Raw genomic sequence first — 21,786 nt, forward strand, 5'->3', positions numbered from 1 at the left:
TTTTTCAAATACTTAACGATTTCCGTACGTATCAAACCAAAGCTGGATGTACCCAGCAGTAACACGTTGTGCATCCATTAATCGCGTACCTGTCATTGGTGTAACTTCAGCGCGCCATTTATCTGCATATTCTTGTGATACAGCTGCTTTCACGAACCAATCTTTCGTATTATCATTTACAATGCCAGAGTAATCTTGTTTCGCAGCTACTGCCGCTCCATGAATCCAATCTTCTGGATTTGTACCTTTCCAGTTCCAATATCCATTTCCATCCGTTACTTTATAATTATCTTTTATCGTATCTACAAAGTTTTCATATTTAGAATGGAACCCTTGTGGATACGAAAGATTTGTAAAGTTTGCCGCATGCATCGGTTGATTTACATCCCCTAAGTAATGAAGAGATAACCCCAAATAGAAGAATGCTTGTTTCATATCTTTATTTTTGTATGACTCACCTGCTAATTTGAAATATTTAGCTCCAGTTTCCTTTGCCTGCTTTGCAAATGGAATATAAGTTTTTCCATTGTCTGGGTCATAGAAGTGTGAAGCAAATGTGCTATTATCATAATAAGGATTTTCATAGTCAGCAGCATAAATACCGTTCTCTAACTCCGTACGCCATTCATTTAATAGTGCAACTTGATCTTGTTTTACAAGTGTTGTATTACGAGACATAATATCCATTGCACGGTTTACAATCCATAAATGAGAGTTTACGCCTTCTTTATGCTTATCTTCAGCAGACCAGCGCGGAATAACTCCAACTCTCTGTCCTCCATCGTTTTCATGAGCAAATGCAACGCTTTGTAATGGCGCTACTAACGTAATAGCTGCTGCTAAAGCAAGAACTTTCTTTTTCATCTGAAATCCTCCATTTTATAATTGAATTATTGTTCATATTTTGTTAGGATCCTATGATGTCTTCCGGTTAACCTATGATTAGAATATCCCACCTTTCACAAAATTTCTATCAATAAATTAAAATATGCAAATGTTCATATCACTATAACTTTATACATAGTGAACGTAATGAATGAATACACTTACATTTTAATAAAGTATTGTTAAGCTACTGCAAATACTTGTCTAAATTAATGTAAAAAAAGAGTAAAGCGATTAACCGCTTTACTCTTTTTTTCTTTTCGATAATATACTTGGCAGTTGTACATTAACTGCCAATTTATGAATAAACCCAAACACTAATCCAATCCCGATAAATATGTATAAGATCGTAAATACCTTTCCAAAATCAGTTTGCGGACTAAAATTCCCATCACCGACAGTCGTCAACGTGACCACACTAAAATATAAAGCGTCAAGAGGACGTAATCCTTCAACTGTACTATAAAAAATCGTCCCCGATGTTAATGTCAAAATTGTTAATACGAATAACACTTGAAACTCTTTATCTTTCCATGCTCGTAAACAGGCTCTTAACATCCGTTTCAATGTCAACATAAATGAAAGCATTGGACTTCCCCTTCCAAACAAAAATACCTTTAGTTAAAGGAAAGTCTATCACTTTTCAGTATAGAAAAAAAGTAGCCCTTTTCTATTTCTAGAAAAGGGCTACTTTCTTCTATTATATATTATTTAGGTGAAACAAGAATTTTCACTTGTTTTTTATCTTTTACAAGTGCTTCAAAGCCTTCTTCAACAACTTGGTCCACTGTAATTTTTTTCGTAATTAATTTCTCTGCTTGAATTTGGCCAGAGCTAATTAATTTAATAACAGCTGGGAATATATGACGATATCCAAGAATACCGATAACTTCTTTTTCTTTTAATACAAGGTTGTTCGGAGTAATTGTCGCATCTTTTTCCCACACACTAACAATTACAGTTTGGCCTTCAAAGCTTGTACTTTCAATTGCTTGACGAAGTACAACTTCAACACCTGTTACTTCAAAGCTAACATTTACACCTAAACCATTTGTTAAGTTGCGAATTTCTGCTAGTACATCTTGAGTTGCTGGATTTAATACGTAATCAGCACCTGCTAATTTAGCTAGCTCTTGACGTTCTTTAGAAAGTTCCACTGCGATAACAGGAGTTGCTCCTGCTGCTTTTGCTGCTTGGATTACAAGAAGCCCAATCGGACCACAACCAAATACAGCTACAGCTTCACCCTCTTTTAATTTACTTTGACGTACTGCATGAACTGCTACTGCTGCTGGTTCTACAAGCGCACCTTGTTCATACGTCATTTCATCTGGAATATGATGAACCATATCTTCTGGTACTACTGTATATTCAGAGAAACCACCGCCATCTCCACCAAGACCGTGGAAAACAAGTTGTTCACAAACATTGTAATGTCCATGTTTACAAGCTTCACATTTACCACAAGAATAAATTGGTTCTACAACAACGCGGTCTCCCACTTTATGAGATGTAACGCCTTCACCGATTTCTACTACCTCACCACTAAACTCATGACCTAAAATAACTGGTGCTTTTACGTGTGTTAATGGATGTTCTTCTGTTGGAATAAAAATAGGACCTGCTAAATATTCATGCAGGTCTGTCCCGCAGATACCACACCATTTAACTTTAATTTTCACTGCTCCTGGTCTTACAGTTGGTTCTGGTACTTCTTCTACTCGTACATCATGTTGATTATGCCAAAGTAATGCTTTCATTTTATACATCCCTCTCTATGTATATACTTAACCTGGTGAAGTTTACAAATCTATTATAATACTTTTATCCATATATTTCAAAAAATAATCTCGTTTCCACTAATTTTTAACAAATAACGTTCAATATTTTGTCACTTTGTACTTTTTTCCACATCTGTTAATTCAATTTCATTGCGGTTGAAATTAACATTATGCCATAATAGCATAGGAGAGGTGAATATCGCTTGAAATATTTTATTTACTTTATTGTTATCGTAGCGTTTTTAGATACATTTTCACAATTACCTATTATGAGTACTTTCGCTCAAAGCCTTGGAGGAACCCCTCTTGTTATCGGGCTAGTTGTCGGTATGTACTCATTCGCTAATATGATCGGTAATATTATTGCTGGAGCCGCTGTTGATAAATTTGGTGCAAAAAAAATCCTTTATATAAGCATGGGAATTACGAGTTTCATAGTCTTGTTATACACCGTTGTTCAAAGTGGTGAACAACTATTAGTTGTGCGCTTTATGCACGGTTTTAGTGACGGATTTTTAATTCCTGCTGCCTTTACGTTTTTATCAAAACAAACAAATTCAGCAAGGCAAGGTAAGGCAATGGCTCTATCTGGTGCTGCTGTTGGAACAGCGGCAATCGTAGGACCTGCTTTCAGCGGCATTATGAAAGCAACAGCTGGTATAGAGTGGGTGTTCATTACCATTTCTATTTTAATGGTCCTTGGTACAATCGTATCTCTATTCTTCTTACCAAATAACGTATCAAGGAAGGATACATCAAGAACACAAATGATGAACAAAGAAGATATGATTGAACTATTGAGATCTGAACCTTTATTACAAGCATATATTGGTGCTTTCACACTAATGTTTTCACAAGGGATTGTCACTTATATGTTACCAGTAAAAGTTGAGGCGTTAGCACTTAAAGCATCTACAACAGGCATGATGTTAAGTGTATTCGGAATTACCGCTATCCTCTTCTTCTTACTGCCAACAAATCGCATTTACGATCGATTTAATCGTTCAAAACTAATGCTAATCGGGATTGCAGTAATGGCACTAGCGTTATCTTTACTCGGATTATTTGCAACAAAAGGCATGCTCTTTATCGTTATGATGATTTATGGAATTGGATTCGCTATCCTCTTCCCAGCAATTAATGCTTTACTTGTTGAAAATACAACAGATGGTAACCGAGGGAAAGCATTCGGATTGTTTTATGCATTCTTCTCGTTAGGAGTTGTTGCTGGCTCCTTTACAGTCGGAGCAATCGGGGCATCACCTAGCGCTAGCTTTGTTATCGGAACTGCATTCTTATTAACATTTGCTGGAATGATTTATGTAAGAAGCAAAGTAAAAAAGACAATGATGGGTTAATTCCATCATTGTCTTTTTTTCGCCTAATATATATTACTTTTGCATATAACCAAGTAATACTGTAAATAAACTTATGTATAAAAGCAATACTACTTTCTTTCTTAAAAAAAGAACCTGAATAAATACTGACGATACTTCGACAATTTCCTCGGAAATATTTCCTTTCCCCACATAATTTGATACACTATACATGAATCAACTGTTGTATTACATTAGCTAAAATAATAACTTACTGTACAAATAAAAAAGCACATTCTTCATATGAAGAACGTGCTTTTATTTTAGCCCGATTAGTGGGGGATGGACCCCCCCACACTGATTAAAGTTTCACTTTATTAACGTCTAATCCAAACAGCACCTGCAGACTTATCATCTGCTTGTCCAACAACTTGGAATTTAAGGCCAAGTTTTGGAACTTTGCGTCCTGCGTCAGCAATTTGTTTGTTGCTGTATACTTTTGAATCATCAAATGTTGTAACACCTTGTAATCCAGTATAATTAAATTGTCCACGTGTTAATGAATTTGCACTCCATGCTGGCGTTTGATCAAATGAAAATGCAGCATCCGCAATTTGCATTCCAGTATTACCGTACGCTGGTTTCCCGTTTAGATTGCCAACTAACGCTTCTGGATGAGAGTCAACAACACCCAGGAATCCTTCACCTGGATGCACCCCAACCCAGTTATCTTTGAAGCTATCATCTGCATACCAAACGACAAGACCTGTATTATACACCGGACCTCTTCCCGCTTTTAATCCATTATCTGACCCAGCATAGTTTCTCCATTCTAGATAATAATAATGTTGTTTCTTTTCTGTCCCATCAGAAACAACGAATCCATTTAACTTCATTTTAGATTGTCCTTCTGCATCATCTGAAAATACTACTTGTCCATCAACTGTTACATTTACATTATCCATTGCAAAACCCTTATATGTTAAAGCTGGATCTGTAATATAGTCGAATTGTAGTTTAACTTTCTTCCCTTTGAACTGACTTAAATCGTATGATTTATCAATCCATTTCCCATCTGTTGTATCTTTATCATCTTGTACTATCTTTTCTCCTAATCTATCAATCAATGTTTTCGTTCCATCTTCAGTTACAGCATGTACTTCGATGAAATCACACTCAGCTTCTAATTCATAATTCGCTTTATAATCAAACTTCACATTTGTTCCCTTCGTTAAATCCAAGAACGGTGTTTCTAATTTCGTATAAATATCATCGCCTCTTGTACTATAGTATACCTGTTTTCCAAACCCAGGCTTAATCGTTTCAACACTCTTATCTGGTAAATTGACACGTACTACACCTGGACGATTTGATTTTGTAACACTTTGATCAATATATGTAGGAATTCCTGCACCAAGCTTAATTTTATCGTAATCTACTTCTAAAATTTTTGCCCAGTTGCCGCCCATATTCTTTTGTAAGAAATCTTTATTTTGTGGTGAAAAACTAGTCGGCTCTGTTCCTGCAATTTTCCCAGTCCAGCTACCTCCACTCATTAACGACCAAGCTTCAACAGGAGATCCATTTCCAGTATATTTCGTATCATATTCATCTGGTAAACCAAGGTCATGCCCAAATTCATGTGCAAACACACCTACTGCACCGTCTTCTGGTTCAATTGTGTAATCATGCGCTGCTACTTTTCCACCAAAGTAATCTACCTTTGATTTTGTACCTTCAATCGCTACTGGATCTGTAGCTAATTTTGAACGATGTGACCAAATTGCATCATCGCCTAATTTACCGCCACCAGCTTCTTGACCAACACCAGCATGGATTACCATTAAATGATCAATTACACCGTCAGATTCATTTTGATTACCGTCACCATTTGTATCATATCTATCGAATTGATCAAATTGAGATAAATCTAATCCCTTTTCAGCTGCCGCATTTAAAGCTTCCTTCACTAAATCACGTGCTCCTTTTGGTCCTTTATTATCGTGACCACTACTACCATCAGCACCGTAGTCAGACGCTTTTCCTGGAACAGTTAGCCATTCCGTTACATATCCATCTGTCGTATAACTACCACCAGACTGCTCTTCATAATATTGTTTAAATGTTTTTACTTTCGAACCATCGAATAACGCGTATGGTTCCTTACCGAATAACATCTTTTGATAATGTTCTCTACTAAAGTCTTTCGAATACATATAACCTGGTATTTGTTCAATATTATTATGTTTATAATCACTAAATTCAACGAGTAACACTAACACTTTATCATTGCGAACAGGTCCACTATATGGAGCTTGTTTCGCCTTAGAAGTCGGAACTTTCCCATCTAATTGCTTTTTATTTGGCTCTGGCTTTTGATCAGGGCTAACATTTTTTTCAGCTTTCTTTACTTTTTCCTTTTCTTCCATCTTCTTGTCTTTTATCTTTTTCACGAAATCAGATGCTTCTTGGGCAGCATCATCTGGAAGAATTTCTTTATTTGCCTGATCCCCTTGTTTCTTTTCAATATATTGCTCTACAGCCTTTTTTGTCTCTTCTTTAGACGATGCTGGATTAATTGTTCCTCTTTCTTTCAGCGCTTCCGCTAAACGATCTTCTTGAATTAAATTATGATCAATCGGTGTTGTAGACACACTTTCTTTTGCGGGCGTTTCTGCGTATGCTAACGGAGCACTCATTACAGCTGAGCATCCGATGAGTGTCGCGATCGTTAATGATGACAACACTTTAAATGGAGCTTTTTTTCTCATTTTAATCATCCCCTTGTATCAATCTTAAACTTCAGATAAAAATATGTAATCTATCCTCCCTTGTATAATAAAAGACATGATTCTATAAGCAATAAGCTTTCTGTTATAGAATCATGCCCTCCAGTTTTCTGGTCAGACCCTCTATCTTTTTATGTCGAAATGTGAAAAATAAAGAGTGATTTGTTATATATTAAATAGCTTATATTAAAAATTTAAAAGACAATATGCACAATTGCATGAAAATTCTTTCAAACAAAAAAAAGAACCCAAGTTAATTAAACTTGGGTTCTCCATTTCGTATTATTTCTCTTGTGTTTTTTCCCAATCAGCTAAGAATTTCTCAATTCCTTGATCTGTTAATGGGTGCTTCACTAATGAAGCGATTACGTTTGCTGGGATTGTTGCAATATGTGAACCGTTTAATGCTGCTTCTGTTACGTGAACACTGTGACGTACAGATGCTGCAATGATTTCTGTTTCAATGCCGTGAATTGCAAAGATTTCTGCGATTTGGCGAATTAAGTCCATACCGTTATGACCGATATCATCTAGGCGACCTAAGAACGGTGAAACGTATGTCGCACCAGCGCGAGCTGCAAGTAATGCTTGCACTGCTGAGAATACTAATGTAACGTTTGTACGAATTCCTAAATCTGAGAATGCTTTTACTGCTTTTAAGCCTTCTGTTGTCATTGGAACTTTTACAACAACGTTTGGAGCGATTTTTGCTAACTCTTTTCCTTCTTCAATCATTTTATCAGCTTCTAAGCTAATTACTTCTGCGCTTACAGGTCCTTCAATAAAGCTGCAAATTTCACGAATACGCTCATGGAAATCTACGCCTTCTTTTGCTACAAGTGATGGATTTGTCGTTACTCCAGCTACTACACCTAATGCATTTGCCTCTTTAATTTCGTTAATGTTTGCTGTATCAATAAAAAATTTCATTTGTTATTCTTCCTTCCTAATTTTCATTTTATATTTATTTTTTCTTAATAAGCTCTAATTCAATCGGAATAAATTTGTCCACTTTTTTACCTTGTGTTATTTCTTTCGCTGTTTCCATCGCCTTCTCTCCAATTAATTCCGGTTTTTGAGCGACTGTTGCTGCCATGCGTCCATCTTTAACCGCTTTTACAGCATCATCCGTTGCATCAAATCCAACAACGACTACATCCGTTTTACCAGCAGATTTCAACGCCTCAAGTGCGCCTAATGCCATTTCATCGTTATGAGCAAACACTGCTTTTATATCGCTATTTGCTTGCAAAATATTTTCCATAACGGATAACCCTTTTGCACGATCGAAATCAGCTGCTTGTTTTGCTACTACTTTTAAAGACTTATCAGCTACGTTATGGAATCCTTTCCCACGCTCACGAGCAGCAGACGATCCAGGGATTCCTTCTAACTCAGCGACATTTGTTCCTTCACCAACTAATTCCCGAATGTAATCACTAGCCATTTGACCACCTTCGACATTGTTAGAAGCAATGTGAGAAACAACTTTACCTGAATTCGCAACTCGGTCTACTGTAATAACAGGAACATTGGCTGCATTAGCTGCACTTACCGCTGAAGCAACGGCATCTGAGTCAGTTGGATTAATAACAACTACATCGACACCTTTTTGAATTAAATCTTCAACATCGTTTGTTTGCTTCGCTGCATCATTTTGTGCATCAACAGCAATTAATTCAATGCCGCTATCTTTTGCTTTCTTTTCTGCACCTTTTTTCAACGTGACGAAAAATGGATTATTTAAAGTTGAAACAGAAAATCCAACTTTAATAGTTTTATTTCGACCTTTATCGCCAGAATCCTTTGCCCAATCTGGTGGTTCCATTGAACAACCAGCAGTAACTACCATGATGCATGCAACGAGTATCAGTAACCATTTTTTCATGAATTGCCCCTCCATTACGCTTCTTTTCGACGATCAATTAGTACAGCTAGTAAGATTACAAGTCCTTTTACAACTTGTTGGAAGAAAGAAGATACACCTAATAAATTTAAACCGTTATTTAGTACACCAATAATAAGCACACCGATGAATGTACCAACAATCCATCCTCTTCCACCTGAAAGACTCGTTCCTCCTAACACAACTGCAGCAATTGCATCTAATTCGTAAGAAGTACCAGCAGTCGGCTGTGCAGAATCTAATCTTGATGTTAAGACAATACCTGCAAGCGCTGCCAAAGTTCCGGAAAGACCGTAAATCATTACTTTAATTCTCGTAACATTAATACCTGATAAAGCTGCCGCTTCTTCATTTCCACCAATCGCAAACGTACGGCGACCAAACGTTGTTTTCTTTAAAATAAAGTACAGTACTGCAAAAGCGATCATCATTGTAACGGCTGGCACAGGAATACCAAGGAAATAACCACGGCCAAACATTTGGAACATTAAATGATCACCAAGACCAGTGATCGGACGTCCGTCCATATAAACAAGCGTCAACCCGCGAAAAATAGTCATTGTTGCTAAAGTCGCAATAAAAGGAGCTACTTTTCCCTTCGCAATAATGATACCGTTTACAATCCCCATTGCAAGACCTGCTAATAATCCAACTGCCATTGCAAGGAACGGATCCATACCACTTGCCATCATTCCGGCAACAAGTGCACTTGATAATGCTAAAATAGAACCTACCGATAAGTCAATACCCCCTGTTAAAATAACGAAGGTCATTCCAAATGCAATGAGTGCATTAATCGATACTTGGCGCAGTATATTAAATAAATTTGGAATTTCAATAAATGCTGGATTTAAAGCTGTAATTACTACGATAATTAATACTAACCCAATTAAAGAACCAAGTTGTTGTAATACATTCCCCTTCTTAGCCATATCTTACTCTCCCCCTGTTGCTAGTGCCATAATAGACTCTTGCGATGCCTGTTCTTTCTCTAAAATACCACCGATTTCACCTTCATGAATGACGAGCACACGATCACTCATTCCTAAAACTTCTGGAAGCTCAGACGATACCATAATAACGGCATCTCCTTGTTCGGTAAGTTTATTCATAATAGAGTAAATTTCTTTTTTAGCTCCAACGTCTACACCTCTTGTTGGCTCATCTAAAATGAGTAACTGTGGATGAATACCTAGCCATTTTGCAATTACAATCTTTTGCTGATTTCCACCAGAAAGAGATTTTACCGCTTGCTCTCCGTTTGCTGCTTTCACATTAAGAAGCTTCATCATATCCTCTGTAAATTGACGTTCTAAACCTTTATTAACAACGCTTCCCTTTGAAATATTTTCTAAATTTGGTAAAGCTAAATTTTCACGAATCGAAAAATCTAACACAAGCCCTTCAGATTTTCTATCCTCTGTAATAAAGGCAATTCGTTGTCTAATCGCATCAATTGGACTATCAATTTTCACTTCTTGTCCATTCATAAAAATTTGTCCTGAATCAAGCGGTTCATATCCAAATATCGCTTTCATAATATCCGTGCGACCAGCTCCCATCAAGCCGGCAACACCAAGGATTTCACCTTTTCTAACTTGAAACGAAACATTTTCAAATTTTCCCTTTTTCGTTCCGTTACGCATTTCAAAAATCACTTCGCCAATTTGACTATTTCGTTCTGGATAACGTTCACCAATACTGCGGCCCACCATCATGCTAACTACTTCATCAAATGACGTTTCTGGAATTAATCTCTTCCCTACATATTCTCCATCACGCAAAATCGTAATGGCATCACATATTGAAAAAATTTCTTCCATCCGGTGTGAAATATAAACGAACGAAACGCCCTCTTTACGCAATTTATTAATAACAATAAACAGCGTTTCAATTTCGCGATCTGTTAATGCTGCTGTAGGTTCATCCATAATGATAACGCTCGCATTTGTCATTAATGCTTTAGCAATTTCAATAATTTGCTGTTGTCCAACTGATAATTCACCTGCTAGCATAGCGCCTCTCACATGTAGACCAAGATCTGCCAATTGATGTTGGGCAATCGCATTCATTTGACGCGTACGTAAAATGCCCGTTTTCCCATACATTAACTCTTTTCCAAGAAACATATTTTCAGCTACCGTTAAATTCGGTAATATGTTCAACTCTTGATGGATAAATGCAATACCGTACTCTTCCGCTTCTTTCGCATTTTTAAAAGTTCGTTCTTGTCCATCAATTGTGACTGTTCCACTGTCTTTTTTATATACACCTGTTAGAATCTTCATGAGCGTCGATTTCCCCGCTCCATTTTCCCCCATCAATGCATGGACTTCTCCTGTTTCAATCATAAACTGTGCGTTTTTTAGAACAGGATTACCACTGAACGCTTTTGAAATGTTCTTCATTTCAATATGCATTCTCATCACATCCCTTTATTAAAAAATCACGCCTGCATGTAAAATAACATTCGCATAAGGCGTTGCTTCTCCGGTACGAATAATCGCCTTCGCTCTCTTTGTATACTCTTTAAATTCCTCATGAGACACATATTCAAATGCTGGCTCTATTAATCGCATCTCAACTTCTTTATTTACCTCTGCATTATTCATAATAACTTCTTCTGCTAACGTCACTTTCTCAATTGCCATATCATCAGCAACTACTTGTACTACGTCTAAAAAGCTAGGCTTTCCGATTTCAACTGCTAAATCAATTCGTTTTACTCCATCAGGAATAGGTAACCCGCAATCAGCAATTACAATCGTATCTGTATGTCCAAGTGAAGCAAGGACTGCCGCGATTTCGCTATTTAATACACCGTGCTTTTTCATCCAACAATCACCTGCACTTCACGTACTCTATCTCTCGTTGGCATACCGCCCTGTGCTCCAAGTTTCGTTACAGAAAGACCACCAGCAATATTTGCGAAACGAATAGCCTTTTGAAGTGTTTCTCCTTCAGAAAGCGCAACTGCTAGCGCGCCATTAAATGTATCACCTGCTCCAGTCGTATCTACTACATCTACGGCAATACTTGAAACTTGAACAACTTCCGTTCCGTTATGGAAACGAACACCATTAGAACCTTCTGTCATCAGTAGTTTGTTTGGATATTTAGCCAGTAACTCTTCAATTGGTGATGTGAAATCATTTAATACAATGCGACATTCATGCTCATTCGGCGTAATATAAGTCGCTTTTTCTAAAATATCTTCTGATAAGATTTGTGCTGGCGCTGGATTTAACATAACTGGAATTTTGTGCTCCTCACAAATAGACAGAACGTATTTTACTGTTTCAAGCGGAATCTCTAGTTGAAGAACAACCATATCTGCTTTTACAAGAAGGTCTTTTGAACGATCTACAATGGACTCATTTACAAGAGCATTTGCTCCTTGTACGACAACAATGCTGTTATCCTCTTCTGCTAAAACGATATGAGCGATTCCTGTCGTTCTATCTGTAACCGGTACCACATAGTCGATAAAAACGCGTTCGTTCTCTAAATTTTTTCTAACTACTGTTCCGTAATCATCATTTCCTACTGCACCAACCATCGCTACATTTGCTCCTAATCTAGCTGCAGCAACTGCTTGGTTGGCCCCTTTTCCTCCTGGAATCGTATGAAACGCTTCACCAATTACCGTTTCTCCTGCTTTCGGCCGTATTTTTGAAACAGCCACTAAGTCCATTGAAATACTACCCACTACTGCAATATTTGGCATCTGTCTCATCTCCTTACTTCGTTGTATTTCGTTCTATAATTTCAATCGGTAAACGATAGTGTTTCTCTTCTAATGGATTTCCTTCCATCTGCTCTAACAACAATTCTGTTGCAATTTTCCCCATTTCATAAATTGGCTGTGCAACAGTTGTAATAGATGGATACATCATTTCTGTTAAAGAAATTCCATCGAATCCGATAATTTGTAAATCGTCTGGAATAGAAATCCCCTTTTGAAGTGCAGCCTTTACGACGCCGATTGCAATTAAATCATTCCCAGCAACAATTCCATCAATATGCGGATATTCTTCCAATAATTCCACCGCGACCTGTTCACTATTAGCTGGATCGAATGTACTCTCTGCAATCATATAAGAAAGATTATTTTGCGTAATAACGTCTACAAAACCTTCAAAACGTTCATTTGCTGTGCTCACATCACGTGGTCCGCGAATATGTGCAATATGTTTACACCCTTTGTCTATTAATAACTTTGTCGCCGCCTGACTCCCTGCATAGTTATCTGCATATACAGTAGGAATGCGCTCATTAAACATACGGTCAATCGCAACAACTGGAATAGACAAATTCATGTAATTAACACTATTTTGTGGATTCGTTGCCACAATAAACCCATCCACATTATTTTGTCTAAGCACATCAATGTATTGTTTCTCTTTTTCTAAATTTTCATCAGAGTTACAAAGGACAACTGTGTAACCTTGCTTATGTGCTACATCTTCTACGGCACGTGCAACTTCTGGAAAGAATGGATTCACGATATTTGGAACAACTAAGCCAATTAAACGAGATTTTTTATTATATAAAGATCGTGCTACTGTACTAGGCTTATAATCTAGCATTTCAATTGCTCGCTCTACTTTTTTTAATGTATCCTCATGAACATATCCATTTTTATTTAACACTCTGGAAACGGTCGCAACAGATACCCCTGCTAATTTTGCAACGTCTTTAATCGTACTCATTCTCTTTTCTCCTCATTTCATGTAACCGTTTACAGAAAATAATATAACGCATTTATAAAAATACGTCAATCATTTCTCACTAAAAAGCTTTTAAGGTTATACTCAAAAAAAGCACCGCCATAAGGCGATGCTTTTTCATTATGAATATGATACAGTTTTTTCTTCCTCTTCTACAGCAGGCTCTTCAGCAACTTTTTTACGATCAGATAGTTTAATCTTCTGTAAGAAAATCGTGAAGATGGCACCTACTACGATAAATACCAATCCTGTTAAGAATACAGTATGAAGTGAATCCACTAAAGAACTTTTTAAAATTGGTACGATGCTATTAGAAAATGCTTCTGGCATTTGTTTTAATGCCTCAGGACTAAATAGCATAGAATATAAACTTTGTGGATCTGTATGAATCATATCTTTTAATTTTGTTACCATTTCTCCCGCTTCTTTTGGGAATGTGTCTAATACAGGTACTAATTTATTTGTTAACGTTGTACCTGAAGTGTTATTCATAATTGATCCTAAAATTGTAATCCCAAACGTTCCACCGATTTGACGGAAGAATTGACTTGATGATGTTACAACACCAAGATCTTTTTTCGGGAAGCTTTCTTGTAATGCTAATGTTAATATCGGCATAACAAGACCCATTCCTAAACCGATAACCATCATATAAGAAGTAGCGGTAAGCTTAGTTGTATGCATATCCATCGTTGTTAATAACCAGAAACCACTAGCCATAATAAGCATACCTGTAATAATTTGTGGTTTCACACCAATTTTTAATACAAGCTGACCACCGATAATACTCATAACGATCATTGTGATCATCATCGGTGTCATAATCGTTCCTGATTCAGCAGCACTTACGCCTACAATTCCTTGCATAAAGAACGGTACGAACATAATTGCTCCAAACATTCCGATACTCATAAAGAAACCGATCGCATTCAGTAGTGTAAATGTTCGGTTTTTAAAGAAGTGCATCGGTAAAATTGGTTCTTCAGCCTTCGTTTCAACGATAACAAAGCTAACAATACCAATGGCAGCTAGTGCAAATAACCCGATAATTTGCCAAGAACCCCATGCATAATCTTTCCCGCCAAACGTTAACGCAAGTAATAAACTTACAACACCGAGAATCATCGTGAAGATTCCAGCGATATCAATTTTAATTGGTCCTGTTTGTTTATGTGCTTTTAATCCCATTGCAATAAAGATTGTCGCTAAAATACCAACTGGTAAGTTAATATAGAATACCCATCTCCAGTTCACTGCGTCTACAATCCAACCACCAACTTGTGGTCCAATTACAGAGGCAAGACCGTATAGAGCTCCAAAAATACCTTGCCATTTAGCACGTTCTTTTCCCGTGAACATATCCCCGATAATAATCATAGCCATTGGCATCATAATACCGCCACCAAGACCTTGAATACCACGGAAAATAATTAATTCTGTCATACCGTTTGCCATACCACATAACGCTGAACCAACCATAAAGATAATTAATCCTGCTATATATACGTTACGACGTCCAAGTAAATCCGCTAATTTACCTGCAATCGGTACAACCGTTGTTGATGTTAACATGTAAGCTGTTGTTAACCATGTCATTAAACTTAATCCGCCTAGTTCACCGACGATACGGGGCATTGCTGTACCAACGATTGTTCCGTCCAATGCAGCAAATAGCATTGCGATTACTAAACCGATTAACAACAACTTTCTATTCTGATTTTCTTGTTGCTCCATGTAATCTCCTCAATTCCTCTTAGTTGTTCTCTTTTTTCTCTTGTGTCCCGCAAATAATTGTTTCTAGCTTTTCAAAGAGGCGTAACAAATCTTCCCTCTCTTGTAATTCTAAGTGTGAGAAGTATTTTGCAATATGCTCATTACGAGCCGCCATCGCTTCTTCTACTGTAGCTTTCCCCTTTTTCGTTAGCTCAATGATAACAACGCGGCGATCATTATCGTCGTGATAGCGCTCTACTAACCCATGATCAATTAAACGATCAATCATTACTGTAATCGCGCTCGGTTTCACGTACATTTTCTCCGCCAATTGTGTCGCTCTTGAAGCTCCGTAATGATCTAAAATCTTTAAAATATAAAACTGCGGTGGTGTAAGTCCTGATGCTTGCATTTGTTCTAATAGCTCTGTTTGCATTTTCTTTCCTATAGCGAATGTAAGAGCTTGAATCTTATCAATATGAGTCATATCATTTGGCATGTTATCCACCTCTTATTTAAGCAATAAAATATTTAACGTATTTAAATATTAATCCCACAAACAAAATACGTCAACAACTTTCTTTATAAAAACGTTTACATTCCTGTCGCAAAGTTGTATAATTTCTGGCTCATTTTCTTTCATTACAACGAGCATTATACTTATGTTTGTACTTAAGTTTTTAAATGGCTGGGTACAAGGTATGGGGTGGCGGATTCATTTTTCTCCTTGCTTCTTGTGTGCTTGCAATGTTCTTCCTTGCTCTTACTTTAAATACAGGATCTGCAAAATCAAAAGAAGTTTAAACAAAATATAATGTGTAGAAAAATAAACATAAAAATAGCTCTCAGCATTTACTTACATGCTAAGAGCTATTTTTTATTTATCGTTCTTCTCTTGCTATTTATATTAATCAATTCCCTTCTATTTTCTATTCATACGATTAAAACATTTGCTGAAACATCTTTATTAAAACAGCTAACATAACAGATCCAGCAAATCCACCTAAACAAATTAAACTTACCCCTTGGCTATAAGACAAATTTTGAAATGATTTCATACCTTCCATCCTCCCTATATCCCCTTTGATATTCTTATTTTATCAATGGAAAAAATTTCATAACATCGATTTCGCTGACAACTAACTTACAAATTTGTAAGTTAACAATTTCCCTCTAAACTTATACCTAGTATGTCCATAACCTCCCCCTCTATACATCAAAAAAGACCCCGAATTATATCAAGGTCTTACTTACACTACAGAATATCTCACTCAATTTATTTTATCCAGCTATTCGCCGGGCAGTAAGACCCCACCTCGAAATTCAGTGAAAGCAAAGAAGTTAGGTGGGGGATCAACTGCCCGTAAAAGCCCGATTGGTGAAGGCTAATAATCAGTGGGGATACCCCCCCACACTGATTAAAGTTTCACTTTATAATCATCACCGGGCATTTCACACGCTTTGCTATTTTATGACTTACACTACCAAGCACCATCTCTTGCAGTGTATTTAGACCTCTACTCCCAGCAATAACAAGATCTATATCTCCTGTATTTACATATTGAACGATTGTATCTCCTGGATCGCCATGTAGAATCGTAATTTTGTAGGAAATGTTCTCTTTCTTTAATAAACTCTCAATCTCTTTTAATTTATCTTTTCGACTAGCTGATATTGTTTCTAAATCCGTTTGTCCTTGTATAATATCTGATTTGGCCGTTCTATTATCTACTACGTACACAACTTCAACATGTGTTTCTTCGTTAAATTTCGCAATATATGTTGCATGCTCTGCTGCCCGAAGTGCATGTTCAGAACCGTCACATGCTAATAAAATTTGTTTGTACATATGCTGAATCCCCTTTTCGTTATCCTACTCGTATTATATAATAAAGCCCCCTAAAAAGGAGGCTTCTAACTAGCAATTCTCTTATTATAGGTAGCTAAATTTGAAACAATCTTCGAGCTTCGTTCATTTAACCCTGTAATCCTTACTTTCACACCGTTCTGTTCATACTTCATTATAACTTTATCAATTGCCGCTACTGCTGAATCATCCCATACGTGTGCGTGAGTAAAGTTCAGCTCAATTTCTTTCGCATCTTCATTGTATGAAAAAGCATTTATAAAATCTGCCGTAGATGCGAAGAATAGTTGGCCGTGAATTTCGTATATTTTCTTATTTTCAATATACAAATGTTTCACGTGAATCTTTGCCATATTGAATGCAAATAAAACTGCACTAATTATCGTTCCGATAATTACACCTAATCCTAAATTATGTGTAATTAGGACAATCACAACTGTTACGATCATAACAAATGCATTTCCTTTTGGTACTTTATGAATCGTTGCTACAGAGTTCCAATCAAACGTCCCAATCGAAACCATAATCATAACAGCAACTAAAGCTGCCATCGGAATATGAACAACGTAATCACCTAAAACAAATAGCGTAACACTCCTCTACTCTTTTATCATTTGATTTTCTCCGTAAGAAAATCAAGGCCGACTGTACGAAGGCTATTATATAACGAGCAAAGGATGTTGTGCTATGTAAAAGTTTCCTAAAGAAAAGACGCTACCTTAGCAGCGTCTTTTCTCATTTCATTAATGTCCACCGTGACCTTGACCACTTTCCTGAACAATTTCTAACCTCTCATCCAATATACCTTGTGTTTCAAATGAAACATCACTACTACTTCCTAATAGGAAACCATGGTTATATGGTCCAAGTGTTGGATCATCTTTAAACTTCGGCTGAATAGTAGCAAGGAAGTCATAAACTGGTTGTGAAGCTTTTCCTTCCTCAAGCAAAACAACAGGGGCATGTTTACCCATATGTGAAAACGGTGCTCCCGCAATTGCTAAGTCTGGTGTTTTGCTTGAAACAAATGACAAACCGTGACCTGGTTTTGTGAATCCCCAGCCAAATTTCGTTTTTTCATCTTTAAATTTCGCAAATGCAACCGAATTTTCTGTTGGAGTCTCCCCACTAATACGCGTTACTTTCCCGTATTTACTTAACTCTTTTTCTACTTCTTTCGAAACGATTTTTTCTGGTCCTAACACATATATATTCGCTTTATCTTTTCTCGTCTTTAATGCCTCTATTGTCGCTTCTGGCACTTTATTTTTTTCAGTATATAGAAGAGGTTCTGGCATATGAGAAATCCAATTTACAGCTGGTGTTGTATATAAACGTCCTTCTTCTTCAGACGAACCGATAATAACGCTATTTGGATAATTTCCTGTTATATCGGCATATTCTTTATCAACATCTTTAGCAAATGTAGCTGGGTCCGTTTCTTTTATTTGCTTTACTTTATATTCTTTTAATTGCTCTAGGCTAGATGCCCCTATATCCCCCATCACCATAATTTGCGTTCCATCTTTCGTTCCGAGCGGATTTAATCGTTTTATTTCTTTTAACGTCATTTCGGGTACCTTTTCTTTTTCTATAAATAAAATCGGTCCGTTATTCGGGTGATGAATAAGATCCGCACTTGCAATACCTAATTGCCACTCGCTTACTGGCACTAAAATAATAGCGCCTGGCTGATTCTCTTTATGCGTTGCTGGCCATATCGTTTGCGAAGTTAATACTGCCATTTGCAGAGGATCATTTGTATTTAATCTCGTTACATTTTTTAAACTTGTCGTTAATAAATCATTCGATGCACCTTGATTCATTTTTTTCGGCGCAGTTACCTCCTGATTCATTTTCATTTCCTTTTGCTCTGTTTTCTTCTCTCCTGTAGATTCATGATTTTTATGATCTGTACTCGTTTGTCCGCATGCCGCAAGACCGACTGCTGCAATTATTGTTATCCCCAAAATTCGGGTCATCTTTTTCACTATATCACCTCCGTATTATTCGTTTTCGAGCCAATATTATTACCTAAAATGGAATTTCAACTTTACAATAACAAGCAATTCTGAAGAAATTATGCAGATGCATTATAATCTGCACCATTTCTTCATGATTTTGACTTACAATTTAAGTAATAACTACAAATGCGGAGGTACTCTATGATCGATATACTACTCGTAGATGATGAACCGAGAATGCTTGAATTATTAACGCTTTATCTTACTCCAATCGGATATAACTGCGTATGTGCAGTATCCGGAGAAGAAGCTATTTCACATATAGAAAATCGAAACTTCAAATTTGTTTTACTCGATATTATGATGCCAAAGATGGATGGGTGGGAAACTTGCAAAAGAATTCGATCATTTAGTAACGTTCCTATCATTATGGTAACTGCTCGTGATCAAACGGTAGATGTCGTTCAAGGGTTAAAACTTGGAGCAGATGATTACGTGACGAAACCATTCCACGAAGAGGAGCTCTTCGCAAGAATTGAAGCTGTTTTACGCCGAACCAATCAACATGCACAAATCCAATATCACGGCATTTTATGGGATGAGGCCAAGCATTTCATTTCTGTCCATAATGAAGAACTTCTTCTCACCCCAATCGAATTCTCTTTACTCGGATTATTTTTACGTCATGTGAACTACGTATTAAGCCGTGATCAGCTCATTGAACGAATTTGGGGATTAAATACAAATACAGAAGATAGAACAGTCGATTCACATATTCGTAATTTACGTGATAAATTACGAAAAGTAAATTTCCCCATTGATCACCATTTAAAAACTGTTTACGGAGTAGGATATCGATGGATTGATATTGAAAACTAAGGAGCAAAACGATGAAGCGAATTTCTATTCAACTCGGATTTTATTTTCTAATTGTTACACTTTTAATCGAAAGTGTTCTATTTGTCTTGCTCTATTATAGCCTTGTAAACAATAGAGTGAATGAAGAAATGACTGCTTTATTAAAGCGTGGAAATAGTCACCGAGATGTCCTTGAAAAATATTTTGACAGGCAAACAATCTCCCATGTTGCTTTAATGGAATCCGAAGCTGAAACAACTGTTATTATTACAACTGCAAATAAGGAAATACTAGCTAAATCCAATGAAATAAATACTACTATAAAAAAACATATTGAAGGAATGCAAACACGAACAGATCATGATGGAGCAATTATAGAGAATCATTGGAAAACATCTAATTATATATGTACAGTTAGCCCAATTGTAGTGGCAGGAAAAACGGAAGGCTATGTATATATGTTTCTCGGGACGGAATCAATCGAAGAAATGGTTAACGGGCTCACACGGCAATTCATTATCGCTGGAGTCATTACTTTCCTATTAACAGCCATCACCATTTTTCTATTATCACGTTTGTTAACAAAACCATTGTTACACATGAAACAAGCGACTGAAAAAATGAGTAAGGGCGATTTATCCGTTTCATTAACAACTACTCGAAATGACGAAATTGGTGAACTAGCACAATCTATCCAAACTCTCGCAAATGATTTACATTATATGAAAACGGAGCGAAGTGAATTTCTGGCAAGTGTTGCTCACGAATTACGAACACCATTAACGTACGTAAGAGGTTATGCTGACATTGCATTAAAAGAAAACACACCCCCAGAGCAACGTTTACGATACTTATCCATTATAAAAGACGAGTCTGATTATATTACAAACTTAGTTCAAGATTTATTTTCACTCGCTCAAATGGAAAAGCATAACTTTTTCATTCAAGTACAGGAAGTGCATTTACACACCTTCCTTACTCGCATCACTGAAAAAATAAATGTGATGTACGGAGAAAAACAAATTAAAGTTGTTTTCACATGTCCTTCCTCACTCTTAGTAAAGCTAGATGAGCAACGCTTTGAACAAGTTATGGCTAACATTTTAAATAACGCGTATAGGCATTCAAAAGAACATTCTCATATTAATATTTCTGTTACAGAAGAACATAAACATATTTCCATCAAAATTAAGGACAAGGGAGAAGGTATTCCCCCTGAAGACCTCCCTCACATTTTCGATCGCTTTTACCGTGTTGATAAAGCGCGCTCTAGAGCTACAGGAGGCACTGGTTTAGGGCTCTCCATCGTAAAAGAAATCGTAGAACTACACGGCGGGAATATTACTGTCACAAGTGAAATTGATCACGGATCTTGCTTTACAATTTCATTGCCATCTATATAGAAACACGACTATCATCAATAGTCGTGTTTTCTTATCCTTTAGGACTTTACTTTATAATATAAATTTACGAATTGGCCAAAACGTTTCGTATCCGTTAAAGTTAAATGAATTTCCGGGTTCTTTTCTTTAAATAACGGAACTCCAGAACCTAATATGTGAGGTGTAATCGTAACAACATATTCATCAATTAAATTATTCTTAAAGAACTCTCTCAGTAGACTCCCTCCACCGACCATCCATATTTTAGATCCTTCCTGCTCTTTCAACCTTTTTGTAAACTCTAATACATCTTCATTTACAAACTCTACATGTTCGTTTGAACCTTTTTCTGAATTAGAAAAAACATAACATTTTTTATCTAGGTACGGGAATGTTTCCGTATGCTCTACCACATAATCGTACGTTCTCTTTCCCATAATTATCGTATCAATTGTTTCGTACATTTCTGTATAACCGTTGTCTCCCTCACCTTCTGTTTCCATTAACCACTCTAAATCATCATCTTCTTTCGCGATAAATCCATCTAAGCTCGCTGCAATAAATAAAACAATTTCACGTGACATATCTTTTCCTC

General features: G+C 36.7%; 20 protein-coding genes and 1 pseudogene. 3 read left to right on the top strand and 18 right to left on the bottom strand.

What is annotated here, in order from left to right; all coding sequences use genetic code 11:
* Nucleotides 1–12: 12 nt before the first annotated feature.
* The 3 genes from cerA to bdhA all read right to left on the bottom strand — a co-directional run bounded on the left by cerA (nucleotide 13) and on the right by bdhA (nucleotide 2,645).
* Nucleotides 13–864, bottom strand: a complete 852-nt coding sequence (gene cerA, locus MKX77_RS20790) for a phospholipase CerA (RefSeq protein ID WP_193656167.1) — start codon at nucleotides 862–864, stop codon at nucleotides 13–15.
* A 264-nt stretch (nucleotides 865–1,128) separates the two neighbouring features.
* Nucleotides 1,129–1,473: a potassium channel family protein gene (locus MKX77_RS20795; protein ID WP_002114144.1), complete on the bottom strand. Its 345-nt coding sequence runs from the start codon at nucleotides 1,471–1,473 to the stop codon at nucleotides 1,129–1,131.
* A gap of 119 nt (nucleotides 1,474–1,592) precedes the next feature.
* The gene (gene bdhA, locus MKX77_RS20800) at nucleotides 1,593–2,645 is read right to left on the bottom strand and encodes a (R,R)-butanediol dehydrogenase (RefSeq protein WP_002114142.1); all 1,053 of its coding nucleotides are present in this window, start codon (nucleotides 2,643–2,645) and stop codon (nucleotides 1,593–1,595) included.
* 224 nt (nucleotides 2,646–2,869) lie between these two features.
* Here bdhA and MKX77_RS20805 point away from each other — a divergent pair, with 224 nt between their 5' ends.
* Nucleotides 2,870–4,024: an MFS transporter gene (locus MKX77_RS20805; protein WP_002114139.1), complete on the top strand. Its 1,155-nt coding sequence runs from the start codon at nucleotides 2,870–2,872 to the stop codon at nucleotides 4,022–4,024.
* Nucleotides 4,025–4,359: 335 nt separating this feature from the next.
* Here the strand turns inward: MKX77_RS20805 and inhA2 are convergent, their stop codons facing one another.
* From inhA2 to MKX77_RS20875, 14 genes and pseudogenes are all read right to left on the bottom strand, one after another.
* Nucleotides 4,360–6,753: a M6 family metalloprotease immune inhibitor InhA2 gene (gene inhA2, locus MKX77_RS20810; RefSeq protein ID WP_341307682.1), complete on the bottom strand. Its 2,394-nt coding sequence runs from the start codon at nucleotides 6,751–6,753 to the stop codon at nucleotides 4,360–4,362.
* Nucleotides 6,754–7,053: 300 nt separating this feature from the next.
* On the bottom strand, nucleotides 7,054–7,701 hold the full coding sequence (gene fsa, locus MKX77_RS20815) for a fructose-6-phosphate aldolase (RefSeq protein WP_000667669.1): 648 nt from the start codon (nucleotides 7,699–7,701) through the stop codon (nucleotides 7,054–7,056).
* Between the two features lie 34 nt (nucleotides 7,702–7,735).
* Nucleotides 7,736–8,659 carry a ribose ABC transporter substrate-binding protein RbsB gene (rbsB, locus tag MKX77_RS20820; protein WP_002204435.1) on the bottom strand — a complete coding sequence of 308 codons (924 nt, stop codon included), beginning with the start codon at nucleotides 8,657–8,659 and terminating at the stop codon, nucleotides 7,736–7,738.
* Nucleotides 8,660–8,673: 14 nt separating this feature from the next.
* A complete protein-coding gene (locus MKX77_RS20825) occupies nucleotides 8,674–9,609 on the bottom strand; it encodes an ABC transporter permease subunit (RefSeq protein ID WP_341307683.1) in 936 nt (311 codons plus the stop codon).
* A gap of 3 nt (nucleotides 9,610–9,612) precedes the next feature.
* The gene (rbsA, locus tag MKX77_RS20830) at nucleotides 9,613–11,097 is read right to left on the bottom strand and encodes a ribose ABC transporter ATP-binding protein RbsA (RefSeq protein ID WP_341307684.1); all 1,485 of its coding nucleotides are present in this window, start codon (nucleotides 11,095–11,097) and stop codon (nucleotides 9,613–9,615) included.
* 18 nt (nucleotides 11,098–11,115) lie between these two features.
* Entirely contained in the window at nucleotides 11,116–11,511 is a 396-nt protein-coding gene (rbsD, locus tag MKX77_RS20835; protein WP_215555243.1) for a D-ribose pyranase, read from the bottom strand.
* Entirely contained in the window at nucleotides 11,508–12,404 is an 897-nt protein-coding gene (gene rbsK / locus MKX77_RS20840; protein ID WP_341307685.1) for a ribokinase, read from the bottom strand. The genes rbsD and rbsK overlap by 4 nt, the downstream gene beginning before the upstream one ends.
* Before the next feature lie 13 nt (nucleotides 12,405–12,417).
* On the bottom strand, nucleotides 12,418–13,389 hold the full coding sequence (gene rbsR / locus MKX77_RS20845; protein ID WP_113937912.1) for a ribose operon transcriptional repressor RbsR: 972 nt from the start codon (nucleotides 13,387–13,389) through the stop codon (nucleotides 12,418–12,420).
* 138 nt (nucleotides 13,390–13,527) lie between these two features.
* Complete coding sequence (locus tag MKX77_RS20850; protein WP_341307686.1) at nucleotides 13,528–15,141, bottom strand: MDR family MFS transporter; 1,614 nt, start codon at nucleotides 15,139–15,141, stop codon at nucleotides 13,528–13,530.
* Between the two features lie 19 nt (nucleotides 15,142–15,160).
* A complete protein-coding gene (locus MKX77_RS20855; RefSeq protein WP_215555241.1) occupies nucleotides 15,161–15,619 on the bottom strand; it encodes a MarR family winged helix-turn-helix transcriptional regulator in 459 nt (152 codons plus the stop codon).
* A gap of 442 nt (nucleotides 15,620–16,061) precedes the next feature.
* On the bottom strand, nucleotides 16,062–16,178 hold the full coding sequence (locus tag MKX77_RS20860; protein WP_002125236.1) for a DUF4027 family protein: 117 nt from the start codon (nucleotides 16,176–16,178) through the stop codon (nucleotides 16,062–16,064).
* Nucleotides 16,179–16,546: 368 nt separating this feature from the next.
* Nucleotides 16,547–16,969, bottom strand: coding sequence for a universal stress protein (locus MKX77_RS20865; RefSeq protein ID WP_341307687.1), 423 nt, complete (start codon nucleotides 16,967–16,969; stop codon nucleotides 16,547–16,549).
* Nucleotides 16,970–17,034: 65 nt separating this feature from the next.
* Nucleotides 17,035–17,580 (bottom strand): annotated as a pseudogene (locus MKX77_RS20870) (STAS domain-containing protein); the annotation flags it as partial.
* 150 nt (nucleotides 17,581–17,730) lie between these two features.
* Nucleotides 17,731–18,978: a cell wall-binding repeat-containing protein gene (locus MKX77_RS20875; RefSeq protein WP_341307688.1), complete on the bottom strand. Its 1,248-nt coding sequence runs from the start codon at nucleotides 18,976–18,978 to the stop codon at nucleotides 17,731–17,733.
* Between the two features lie 174 nt (nucleotides 18,979–19,152).
* On the opposite strand from MKX77_RS20875, the gene MKX77_RS20880 reads away from it, so the two are divergent.
* Nucleotides 19,153–19,830: a response regulator transcription factor gene (locus MKX77_RS20880; protein ID WP_002029819.1), complete on the top strand. Its 678-nt coding sequence runs from the start codon at nucleotides 19,153–19,155 to the stop codon at nucleotides 19,828–19,830.
* A gap of 11 nt (nucleotides 19,831–19,841) precedes the next feature.
* A complete protein-coding gene (locus MKX77_RS20885) occupies nucleotides 19,842–21,212 on the top strand; it encodes a sensor histidine kinase (RefSeq protein WP_341307689.1) in 1,371 nt (456 codons plus the stop codon).
* Nucleotides 21,213–21,250: 38 nt separating this feature from the next.
* Here the strand turns inward: MKX77_RS20885 and MKX77_RS20890 are convergent, their stop codons facing one another.
* Nucleotides 21,251–21,775, bottom strand: a complete 525-nt coding sequence (locus tag MKX77_RS20890; RefSeq protein ID WP_016101817.1) for a dihydrofolate reductase family protein — start codon at nucleotides 21,773–21,775, stop codon at nucleotides 21,251–21,253.
* Nucleotides 21,776–21,786 lie beyond the last annotated feature (11 nt).

The sequence above is a fragment of the Bacillus sp. FSL R9-9410 genome, assembly GCF_038050385.1.
Lineage (GTDB): Bacteria > Bacillota > Bacilli > Bacillales > Bacillaceae_G > Bacillus_A > Bacillus_A cereus_U.

Excerpts from the sequence above, each read along its gene's own strand:
- MKX77_RS20855 (WP_215555241.1), bottom strand. The coding sequence starts at position 15,619 with ATGCCAAATGATATGACTCATATTGATAAGATTCAAGCTCTTACATTC.
- fsa (WP_000667669.1), bottom strand. The coding sequence starts at position 7,701 with ATGAAATTTTTTATTGATACAGCAAACATTAACGAAATTAAAGAGGCA.
- MKX77_RS20890 (WP_016101817.1), bottom strand. The coding sequence starts at position 21,775 with ATGTCACGTGAAATTGTTTTATTTATTGCAGCGAGCTTAGATGGATTT.
- inhA2 (WP_341307682.1), bottom strand. The coding sequence starts at position 6,753 with ATGAGAAAAAAAGCTCCATTTAAAGTGTTGTCATCATTAACGATCGCG.
- MKX77_RS20850 (WP_341307686.1), bottom strand. The coding sequence starts at position 15,141 with ATGGAGCAACAAGAAAATCAGAATAGAAAGTTGTTGTTAATCGGTTTA.
- MKX77_RS20795 (WP_002114144.1), bottom strand. The coding sequence starts at position 1,473 with ATGCTTTCATTTATGTTGACATTGAAACGGATGTTAAGAGCCTGTTTA.
- MKX77_RS20865 (WP_341307687.1), bottom strand. The coding sequence starts at position 16,969 with ATGTACAAACAAATTTTATTAGCATGTGACGGTTCTGAACATGCACTT.
- MKX77_RS20885 (WP_341307689.1), top strand. The coding sequence starts at position 19,842 with ATGAAGCGAATTTCTATTCAACTCGGATTTTATTTTCTAATTGTTACA.
- rbsD (WP_215555243.1), bottom strand. The coding sequence starts at position 11,511 with ATGAAAAAGCACGGTGTATTAAATAGCGAAATCGCGGCAGTCCTTGCT.
- MKX77_RS20825 (WP_341307683.1), bottom strand. The coding sequence starts at position 9,609 with ATGGCTAAGAAGGGGAATGTATTACAACAACTTGGTTCTTTAATTGGG.
- MKX77_RS20880 (WP_002029819.1), top strand. The coding sequence starts at position 19,153 with ATGATCGATATACTACTCGTAGATGATGAACCGAGAATGCTTGAATTA.
- cerA (WP_193656167.1), bottom strand. The coding sequence starts at position 864 with ATGAAAAAGAAAGTTCTTGCTTTAGCAGCAGCTATTACGTTAGTAGCG.
- MKX77_RS20860 (WP_002125236.1), bottom strand. The coding sequence starts at position 16,178 with ATGAAATCATTTCAAAATTTGTCTTATAGCCAAGGGGTAAGTTTAATT.
- bdhA (WP_002114142.1), bottom strand. The coding sequence starts at position 2,645 with ATGAAAGCATTACTTTGGCATAATCAACATGATGTACGAGTAGAAGAA.
- rbsK (WP_341307685.1), bottom strand. The coding sequence starts at position 12,404 with ATGCCAAATATTGCAGTAGTGGGTAGTATTTCAATGGACTTAGTGGCT.
- rbsA (WP_341307684.1), bottom strand. The coding sequence starts at position 11,097 with ATGCATATTGAAATGAAGAACATTTCAAAAGCGTTCAGTGGTAATCCT.
- rbsB (WP_002204435.1), bottom strand. The coding sequence starts at position 8,659 with ATGAAAAAATGGTTACTGATACTCGTTGCATGCATCATGGTAGTTACT.
- rbsR (WP_113937912.1), bottom strand. The coding sequence starts at position 13,389 with ATGAGTACGATTAAAGACGTTGCAAAATTAGCAGGGGTATCTGTTGCG.